5 protein-coding genes are annotated in these 10,290 nt (G+C 59.7%); 3 read left to right on the plus strand and 2 right to left on the minus strand.

Annotated features, from left to right (window positions below; all coding sequences use genetic code 11):
• Positions 1-171: 171 nt before the first annotated feature.
• Both AB4043_RS06915 and AB4043_RS06920 read right to left on the minus strand, forming a co-directional pair.
• A complete protein-coding gene (locus AB4043_RS06915) occupies positions 172-4,632 on the minus strand; it encodes a glucoamylase family protein (protein ID WP_442300128.1) in 4,461 nt (1,486 codons plus the stop codon).
• A 14-nt stretch (positions 4,633-4,646) separates the two neighbouring features.
• A complete protein-coding gene (locus AB4043_RS06920) occupies positions 4,647-6,464 on the minus strand; it encodes an ABC transporter ATP-binding protein (RefSeq protein ID WP_442300129.1) in 1,818 nt (605 codons plus the stop codon).
• 1,039 nt (positions 6,465-7,503) lie between these two features.
• Here AB4043_RS06920 and AB4043_RS06925 point away from each other — a divergent pair.
• The 3 genes from AB4043_RS06925 to AB4043_RS06935 all read left to right on the plus strand — a co-directional run bounded on the left by AB4043_RS06925 (position 7,504) and on the right by AB4043_RS06935 (position 10,218).
• Entirely contained in the window at positions 7,504-7,824 is a 321-nt protein-coding gene (locus AB4043_RS06925; protein ID WP_442300130.1) for a hypothetical protein, read from the plus strand.
• A gap of 58 nt (positions 7,825-7,882) precedes the next feature.
• Positions 7,883-9,103, plus strand: a complete 1,221-nt coding sequence (locus AB4043_RS06930; protein WP_442306737.1) for a TROVE domain-containing protein — start codon at positions 7,883-7,885, stop codon at positions 9,101-9,103.
• 98 nt (positions 9,104-9,201) lie between these two features.
• Positions 9,202-10,218, plus strand: coding sequence for an ATP-grasp domain-containing protein (locus AB4043_RS06935; RefSeq protein ID WP_442306738.1), 1,017 nt, complete (start codon positions 9,202-9,204; stop codon positions 10,216-10,218).
• Positions 10,219-10,290 lie beyond the last annotated feature (72 nt).

Raw genomic sequence — 10,290 nt, forward strand, 5'->3', positions numbered from 1 at the left:
CGGCGGCAGGTGCGCATCATCGTCCTGCATGGCGGCCAGCAGAGGCGTGGCCAGCGGCAGGGCAAAGGCGACCAGCAGCAGAATGGAGAAGAGTTTCCTCAATCCCCTTGATTGCACCACTCTATCGCGCCATGTGCAAGCGATTCGGCGAAAGCCGGGCGGTATTCGACGTCAGGCGACGGCCTTCACCGGAGCCGTGGGAAGCTGTGGTTGCGTACGCTGAAGCTCCCGCAGGGCCGGTTTGCTGAGTGGACGCTCGTGCAGCAGCAGCTCCGCGGCACGCACCTTGGCGTTCGCGTGGAACCAGTGCTGGAAGACGTTGTCGCAAAGCAGGTTCGTCACGGCGAGCAGGCACATACCCTGGTGGTGAGCCATCCAGCTCCGTACCAGTTCCGGTTTGTGATGCAACCGGTAGTCGGCAGCCTCATAGAATCCGTAATCACCGACCCAGCCCATCTGTGCCATCCACCGCAGGTTGGCAATCGCATGCTTGCGGATAAACGGCAGCGTCAGGAACGTGGAATAGGGCGAGATAACCGGTCCATCTTCGGCTCCATACTTCAGCGCGAGGTCCGGAATGCCCCACGCCTGGTACTGATAGCGTCCGTCGGGATCGCGTGTCGCCATGCCGCTCTCCGAGATGCCCCATGGCATGCCTTTGACGTGATGTTGYTGGATGGCGATGGCAGCCTCCATCGATCGCGTGATCAGCGTATCGGGATAGTGGCGCATCCACAGCGCAGGCATCAGGTACTCAAACATCGTGCCCGTCCAGGAGAGCAAAGCAGCCCGGCCGTTCACGATGACATGGGAGCGGCCCAGACGGAACCACGCCCGCTGCGGGATATCGCCCTTGGCGATGGCCAGGAAGGTGGCAATACGCGCCTCGGAGGCGACAAGGTCATAGCAGGCCGGGAAGAGCTCCTTCTGTGCTCCGTCGTATCCAATGGAGAGAAGCTGGCGCTGCGGCTCAAGCATGAAGTCGAAGCGCATCGCGTTGGCATGCCAACCGCTGAGATTGGCGATGTGCTGCACCTCATGCACCAGAGCGACAAGCGATTCCATCGCCGTTGGCATCAGGATCCGCAGCTCGATCGCCAGTTCGCGATCCGCGCCGGTCGCAGCATTGGCCAGATGCATCAGGCGCTCGTCGAGCGAACGCACGTAGTCCACGGCGTTCTGCAGCGCGGGGACAATCTCGTTCTCTGGATCGGCAAAGACCGTCAGATGAAATAGCGACTCGAACTTCGGCAACAGCCAGGGGGTATAACGCTCGACGTAGTCGATGAGCTGCTTGCGGCGCCGCTCTGCCTCCGCCAGCACCCACTCTCCCTGGGCTTCGATGCTGGGCAGCTCGACCAGCCAGCGAATGCTGTCACGCAGCGCCGTGACGGACTGAGACGGTGGGAACCCTTCGTGACCCATCATCTTGCGGATCGCGGAGAACGTTGTCTGGGTGAGGAGCGGCTGCTTCAGAATGTCCTGCACACCGCCGGTAAGGGCATAAAGACTAGCCGCGAGGTTACCGCTATCCACGGAAGAGATGGTGAATGGTGGAATCGCCTGCAATGTGGGGATGTTGATCCAGTTATAGATATGACCGTTTACCTTCTCCAGGCGGTCATAGGTGGCCATGGTGCCTAACGTGGCTCGAGTGAACTCGGGCACCGTAAGGAAGCCTAGCTGCAGGGCCGCCTGGCGGGCGTTGAAGAGCATGCCCAGATTCGTGGGCGAAAGCGTGCGTGTCTGGTGCAGATTCTCTTCCGTGACGTTGTCGGGAATCAGCCACTGATTCCGCTCGTCCCCAAACTCTGCATAGTATCGCCAGGTAAGCAGTGCCTGGCGCTCCAGGAACTCGCGATCCTCTGCCGACAGGGGAGCATCCAGCTTGCGCGGCGGCGAATTGAGCCAGCCGGTGATCGCCGAGGTGAGTGCCCATAGGACGAGGATGGGACCGACTGTGAAGAGATCTTTCCAGTGATGCAACGCGATGACGACACCGATGGCGAAGGCAATGGCGGGAGAGATCTGCAGGTAGATATCCAGCGAGCTCCGCGTACGCGTGGCCTCCGCCTGCGCGGCGGTCTCCCACTCCAGCAGTTTTCGCCCGGTGAGGAAGCGCCGCACCAGCGAACGCATAATGGCATCGATGGAGAGAAATGCGTGATGGGGCAGAAACGCGAGATTGAGGAGATGGAATCCGAGTGAGGCCCAGAAGCCGCGGAAACTCTCGATCACAGCCTCAGAGTTGCGGCGTGCCACGGCACGGCCGATATTGAAGGCAAGCTGCACAAAGACCGGGAAGAGCAGCAGCATCAGCGTGACGAAGGTCCAGTATCGAGCGCCTCCAGGCAGGAAGAGCCAGCCGCAGATCAGAAGGATAAATGTAATGGGCTCCACCAGGCTGCGGCGCAGATTATCGAAGATCTTCCACTGCGAGATCATGCTGATGGGGTTTTCGACCATCCGGCCTGACTCATCCGGAACGCGACTGAAAAGCCATTGCAGGATCTGCCAGTCACCGCGCACCCAGCGATGCTTGCGGCGTGTATGCGCCGAATAGTGCGACGGATAGTCGTCGATGACCTCAATGTCTGTCACCAGGCCGGCGCGAACATAAGCTCCCTCGATCAGATCGTGAGAGAGCAACATATTCCGCGGGAAGCGGCGATCCAGCACTTCGTGCAGCACTGACGCCTCATAGATGCCTTTACCGGTGAAGCTGCCCTCGCCGAAGACGTCCTGGTAGACATCACTTACAGCCCGTGTGTAGATATCGAAGCCGGTCTCGCCGGAGTAGAGGGATGCAAGCCGCGAACGCGAGGCGGATTTAACACTGACGCCTACACGAGGCTGCAGAATCCCGTAACCGCGCGTAACGATCCTGCGACGCGGATCGATGATGGCCTGATTCAGCGGATGCGAGATGGTTCCGATCAACCGTGCGGCCGTGTTACGTGGAAGTTGGGTATCGGAATCGAGCGTGATGATGTAGCGTACGCGCTTCAGCACACTGACCGGACCCGCCTTTACCGGGAAGCTGTCGAACTCGCTTCGCAGCAGTTTGTTCAGATCCAGCAGTTTTCCACGCTTACGCTCCCATCCCATCCACACGCCCTGGCGGGCATTGAAGACGCGATGCCGGTGCAACAGCAGGAAGCTGCCGCCTTTATCCTTCGCATAGCGTGCGTTCAACTGGTCGGTCATGCGCACAGCAAGATCTACAAGCTCATTGCGGTCTTCCATGCGCGGACGAACCTCAGAGTCTGGCAGATCGGTCAGCAGACCGAAATACAGATTCGGATCGGTGTTCGAGAGATAGCGCGCCTCAAGCTCATCAAAGAGATCGCGGATCTGCTCCTCGTTCAGCAGAAGCGTCGGTACCACGATGAAGGTCGCAGCATCATCCGGGATGCCTTTGGTGTAGTCCAGTTTCGGCAGAGCACGCGGCCGGATAAAGGCAGTGATTGTGTTGTTGACCAGGTCGCTGGCGCCCTGCGTCGCCGGCAACAGGGCAAGCAGCAGGGTTCCCATCACCGCCAGAAACGCATGGTTCGGCACCAGAGGAACGATGAAGGCCGCGATCGACAGCACAGAAACAACGAAGATGCTGAGGATATAAGCCTCTTCGCGGTTGGATGCCAGAGCGGCCCGCATACGACCGACCAACGTCGGGTGATAGCCGATGCGATTTTCCAGCTCCGGAAAGCCTTCTTCAAAGAGGTAGTAGCCCACGTGCGCAATGCGCCGGGCCAAACGCTGATCGGCCGGAGGGTTGATCTCTGCCCGACGGGCAAGGTCGAGTGCAATATGCGCTACCTGCAACTCGCTGCAGTCGGAACGGCATGCCAGGGCGGCAACACGTTGCAGGTATCCCGAGCGCGTCTCCTCATCCATCGCCAGAAAGACACCGTAGGGATCCCGCGCAAGCACGGGATAGAACGCCACCAACTCCGGCGTGAGCAACGACCACTCAAACTGCTGCAGACGCCTCAGCGAGTGAAGCGGCGCGGAGAAGGGCGAGTCCTCGATCGGGGGCATGGCGGAGGTAAACGCCTCAGCGGCGCGGTCGAGAAGGAACTCCACCTGCGCAAGCCTCAGAAAGAATGGCAGTGCAATGGTCTCGTGCAACAGCAGGGGGTCTTCGGTTTGAATAACCGAGACAAAGACGAGGAGCGATTCGGGCGACCAGATGCCTCCTGCCGCGTCGAGGTACTCTTCGGCGATGCGCATGGCGCGGGGGAGCGCTCTATCTCCGGGAACGGTAACGCGCGGAAGCCGGCGCACATTCTTTTTGCTGCTTTCCGCCTCGGTAAGCACCGCCTGCAGCATGCGTGAGCTCTCCAGAAGCTCCAGTGGAGGCGTGAGCTTACGGAGATCGACAACCGCCTCGCACTGGCGCAGAGTCTCGCTCAACCGTGCCGTCACACGTTCAAGCCGCACTCCCAGGTCGTCCGGTGCATCCTTAGGATCCCGTTTCACCGGCTGCCACGCGGCCAGGAGCGACTGTGCGCGTTGACGCAATACCTCGTCGCTGACGAAAGGCTTCTCCGGCAGCCCTTCGGTCTCAAAGACCGGAGCCGTGAGAAGCAGGTGCTCGAGTTCTGTATGGCCCTGAACTTCTGTCATCATCCTTCTTTCGCTCGTTAGCGGTAACTTGCCGCTTGCATCTCAAACATCTCGGCGTAGAGCCCACCGGATTCCATCAACTTCTGGTGATTTCCTTCTTCGATCAAACGGCCGCCGCTCAGCACTACGATGCGATCTGCCATGCGGACGGTCGAAAAGCGGTGCGAGATCAGCAGCGCCATCTTTCCCTGCGTCAGTTCGGCAAAGCGTTCAAAGACCTCAAGCTCACTGCGGGCGTCGAGCGCCGCCGTAGGCTCATCGAGAATCAACAACTGCGCGTCCCGCAGGTAGGCGCGCGCCAACGCAATACGCTGCCACTCGCCGCCGGAGAGCTCCACACCGCCCTCGAAACGCCTGCCAAGTAGCTGGTCATAGCCGTGCTCCAGCTTCGCGACTACAGTGTCAGCAAGACTTTTGTGCGCGGCATATTCGATCTCACCCTCATCGAGTTTGCGATCGACACGGCCGACGCCGATGTTTTCTCGCGCGGTCATCTCGTACTTCATGAAGTCCTGAAAGATGACACCGATCTCGTGGTGCAACTCCTCCAGCTTGTACTCGCGCAGGTCGCGGCCATCCAAAAGGATCTGGCCCTCGGTAGGGTCATACAGCCGCGTGATGAGTTTGACGATGGTGGTCTTTCCCTGCCCGTTCTCACCGATCAGAGCGACTCGCTCTCCGGGGCGAAGCGTGAAGGTGAAGTTTTTGAGCACGGTGCGGTTCGTTCCGGGATAGGTGAACGACACATTGCGGAACTCGAATCCCTGACGAATGGGATTTGGCGCCGGTAGTCCCTTGGGATCGGACCTGACCGTCGGCTCCATGCGGAAGAACTCGATCAGATCGGTCAGGAACAATGCCTGATCGGCAATGCCGGAGGCCGTGGAGAAGACCTGCTGCAGGTTCGAGTTGGCCTGCTGGATCGACGCCGTAAGGAAGGTGAAGTAGCCAATGCTGTACTCGCCCTGGATCGTCCTCCAGATGACGTAGACATAGGCGCCGTAATAGCCCAGTGTGCTGACGACATTCAGCAGGCCGCCGATCAGGAGCTTGCGGCGCGCAAAGGCGGTGTCTTCGGCGTAGATGCCACGCGCCAGCTCGTCGAACTTGCCAGTAAAGTAATGGCTCAGACCGAAGAGCTTGATCTCCTTGGCGCCGTCGCGGCTGCCGGCCACCTGGCGAAGGTAATCCATCTGCCGCTTTGCGGGTGTCTGACGGAAATTCTTGGCATACCCGAGGAAAGCGAAGTGCGTCTCGCCGAGAAACGACGGCAGCACCCCCACCAGCATCAGCAACACCAGCCATGGTGAGGCCAGCACCAGCGCTGCGGAGAAGACGAAGGTTGTGATGATCTGCTGCAACAGGCGGCCGATCTGCTGAATCATCACCAGGCGGTCCGTGGCCTGCACCCGCGCGCGCTCAAGACGGTCGTGGAAGATCGGATTTTCGTAGGTGGTCAGGTCCAGCCGCGCGGCCTGTTCCATCACTTTGACTGAAGCGTAGTGGGTGTAGCTGTTGGCCAGCAGCGCATCGCTGAAATCAATTGCCCGCATCATCAGACCGAGCAGAACATTGATGCCGATCTCGGCGGCGACCAGGGACCAGAATCGCGGATCGAGCGAGCGCCCGCGCAACGTATCCGCAATGTCATTGATGATGTACTGCACGATCTTGGCGGCGGCAAAGGGGCACACCGCCACGATGATGCGCAGGATCACACCCCAGATCACGGCGGCCCGGCTCGACCGCCACATAATAGTGAGCACCATCGGCACGTTGCGCAGCGCGGCAACGCGTTCGCGCCAGGGGTTCTGGTTGGTGGTCTTCTCGCTCATGGACTCTCAGTCAAGGTTTCAGGACTGCGTCGAAACAATCGCGTGTGCGGAACGCGACACAGTGGCTGGTCGGTAGGATGCGTACAAGTGGAACGAGGGTTGTGCAAACGCATGGACGAGAACTCGCGTATATCATGTCGTCGATCGAAGGGCGCGATCTCTTCTCCGTTACGAAGAGCGCAGCGTAGGGATGTGCAAACCTTTGCAGTGCATCACCACCGTTATATGGTCGATGATCCTGAGTAACTTACGAAGTTATCGTTTTTTTACTTATTTGCGCTTGCAATGAAAGATCGATATGTGGCATCCTCACATCTGTTGTTAGCCCAGAGGAAGAAATCCAATGTTGCGCCTGATCCAACTCGACACGATGAGCACGCCGGATAAGCGGCATGCGAACGTGTGCGTGAGTGAAGGTCTCTGGTTCTCGGGCTATCCACTCTCCTTCGCCTAATCTCTCCGGCTCATCTGGGCAGCCGGAATCTACGGCAAGGAAATCCAGCACACATCGTTTGCTTTTTGTTTCCGATCTCTCCGGTGGCGAAGCTTTTCGGCTACTTCGACACACTGGACCCGATGCCGAGGGCGATTCATACCCCGGAGATCTCAGAAACATAGCACCAGTGGCGACTTTCAGGGTTACTTCATCGGTTGAAGCTCCTCCGGGAGTAGCGGTTCGAATCCGCACACCCTGAATCTTTGTTCCCTGGCAACGAACAGGATGCTGACAGACAGTAGCGCAGGCACGGGATACTTCTTCCGCCAAGGCGGGACGATGGAAGCCCGCCGCATGGACCTCGGTCTGTGTCAAAAAACCTGTGCCAACAGTTCTCTGTCTGTTTTGCCTCCTGGCCTCACGGTGGCGACGAGATGGGTTCCATCGACCCGGAAGACGCGGAGTTCGATTCTCCGCTGTGGTCTTTGACCGCATCGTTTAGCGGTAGAACGTCCGGCCTAACCAACCTGTCTCTACTTATTCCCCGTGGAGTTATCGCTCCACTTACTAACCCGCGGATTATTCCGCTTAGAAAGTGACTTTATGAGCTCGACGATCACCGTTCGCAACGCGACGCCGAAGGGCAACCAGTCGCTCTGCGATACCTGCACACACGCGCACGTGCAACTCGGCTTTGCCGACAGCGAACGCATTGTCCGCTGCGGCTATTTCTGGGATCCACGTCACGAAGTAAGCTTCGCGGTGCGCGAATGCAGTAACTACCAAAACAAGACGTTGCCTGACCTGAAGAAGATGGAAAAGATCGCGTGGGAGTTGAACTTCCGCCGAGCTACCCACCCTCTCGGCTTCACCACCAAGGCAGTCTTTACCCCGCCCAAGCCCAATGAGGACGACGACGACTAAGTCGAGTCCTTACTGAGAGAAGAGGCGGCTCGATAGCGCCGCCTCTTCTCCAGGCGTCATGGCCTGCATGCTGTGGGAGGACACCTTCTATGAGCAAGGCGAGACGGTTGCATCGCGCATCGCCTCTCTGGTGCCTCAGGTAGACGCCGCTGTTGTTGCTGAAATTGCCGTAGAGGCTCGTGAGCGGATGAAGCTGCGCCACGTGCCACTGTTACTGGTGCGCGAGATGGCTCGCTATCCGACGCATCGCGGGCTGGTGGCCGAAACGCTGGAGCGTGTGATCCAGCGTGCCGACGAGCTGGCAGAGTTTGTCGCTATCTACTGGAAGGACGGCCGTTGCCCGCTCTCGGCGCAGGTGAAGAAGGGGCTTGCAGCGGCGTTTCCTAAGTTCGATGCGTATGCTCTGGCCAAGTACGACCGCGCCAAGGCGGTCCGGCTGCGAGACGTTCTGTTTCTCTCGCACGCGCGGCCGCGCACCGAGGCACAGGCTGTCCTCTGGAAGCAGTTGATCGCCGGAGAACTGCCTGTGCCGGAGACCTGGGAGGTGCGACTCTCCGCGGCCGGATCTGATCTGGAGGCAAAGCGTGAGGCGTGGGTGTCGCTTCTGCTGGAGAAGCGCCTGGGCGCCCTGGCATTGCTGCGGAATCTGAGGAACCTGCAGCAAGCCGGCGTGCGGCGTGACCTCATCGCGGACGCATTGCAGGTCATGAAGACGGACCGTGTGCTTCCCTTCCGTTTCCTGGCTGCGGCGCGTCAGGCGCCGGACTGGGAGCCGGAGCTGGAGCAGGCGATGTTCCAGAGCGTTGCGAGCGCCGCACGGCTGAAGGGCCGGACGGTGCTCCTGGTGGACGTCTCCGGTTCCATGGACGCTGCACTGGGTTTCCGCTCCCAGATGCTTCGTATGGACGCCGCCTGCGGTCTGGCGGTGCTGTTGCGTGAGCTTGCCGATGAGGTGGCGGTGTATACCTTCTCGTCGGGGCTGGTGAAGGTGCCTCCGCGGCGTGGATTTGCGCTGCGGGATGCCATCGTGAACAGCCAGCCGCACCTGGGTACGGCGCTGGGTTACGCGCTCGAGCGGCTGCGCGAACGCTATGACCGGCTGATCGTGATCACCGACGAGCAGACTGCCGATCGTGTGCCTCCGCCTGCGGGATTGGGCTACATGATTAACGTAGCCAGCTACCGCAACGGGGTCGGCTACCGTACGTGGAGGCACATCGACGGCTTCTCGGAGGCGATCGTCGAATACATCCGCGAGTCGGAGAGTGTAGCGTCTTAACCTGAAGTAGCCGGGGAGAACTTTCATGGTTCTCCTCGGCGCTTCTTTTCATACACTCGCACTACACTAGCGTGAAGTGAACGGAGGATCCCCCTACTGTGAAGACGATCGGCGTTCTCTTTGGCATGGAAAACACCTTCCCCGGCGCCCTGGTAGAAAACATCAATGCGCGCGGGCTCGACGGCATTCGGGCAGAGTTTGTGCAGGTTGGCGGTGTAGAGATGGACGTGGCTTCGGGCTACGACGTCATCGTTGACCGCATCTCRCATGACATTCCCTTCTATCGCAGCTTCCTGAAGAACGCCGCTCTCCGCGGAACGCAGATCATCAATAACCCCTTCTGGTGGTCGGCGGACGACAAGTTCTTCAACTATGCCCTTGCCTCCCGAGCCGGGGTTGCAGTTCCGCGCACGGTGCTTTTGCCCTCCAAGCAACTGCCTCCGAACACCACGGAGCGCTCCATGCGCAACCTGCAGTATCCGCTCGACTGGGACACAATCTTCAGCTACGTCGGCTTTCCTGCCTTCCTGAAGCCGCACGACGGCGGCGGCTGGCGCGATGTCTACCATGTCCATAACGCGGAAGAGTTCTTCCATGCGTACGACCAGACCCGCGATCTGTGCATGGTGCTGCAGGCGGCCGTGAATTTCACGGAGTATTTCCGCTGCTACGTCGTCGGCCAGAAGAAGGTGCGCATCATGCAGTACGATCCACGGCGGCCGTACCATGAGCGTTATGTGCACGACGGCCCGGCGCCGGCCAAGGCCCTGCTAAAGCGCGTCGAAAAAGATGCCCTGACCCTCTGCCAGGCGCTCGGTTACGACCTGAATACGGTGGAGTTCGCCTGTGAGAATGGCGTTCCTTACGCGATCGATTTCATGAACCCGGCGCCCGATGCCGACCTGCACTCCGTCGGCAAAGCAAATTTTGACTGGGTGGTGAATGCCGTCGCCGACCTGGCGATCGCACGGTGCAAGCTGAGCGGCAAACCTCCGGAGCTGAAGTGGTCTGCCCTTCTCGGCGCTCCGGAGGAAAAGCCGGCGAAGAAGCCCTCAAAGACGTCGCTGAAGACTCCGAAAGCTCCAAAGCCTCCGAAAACGCCGAAGAAAAAGTAGCGGCGATTCAGGCTTCGTGCCCCGGCGTAAAGTACATGTATGGTTGATGAACCCAACAAGGTAGATCAGGTC

Source organism: Terriglobus sp. YAF25 (assembly GCF_052113305.1).
Classification (GTDB): domain Bacteria; phylum Acidobacteriota; class Terriglobia; order Terriglobales; family Acidobacteriaceae; genus Terriglobus.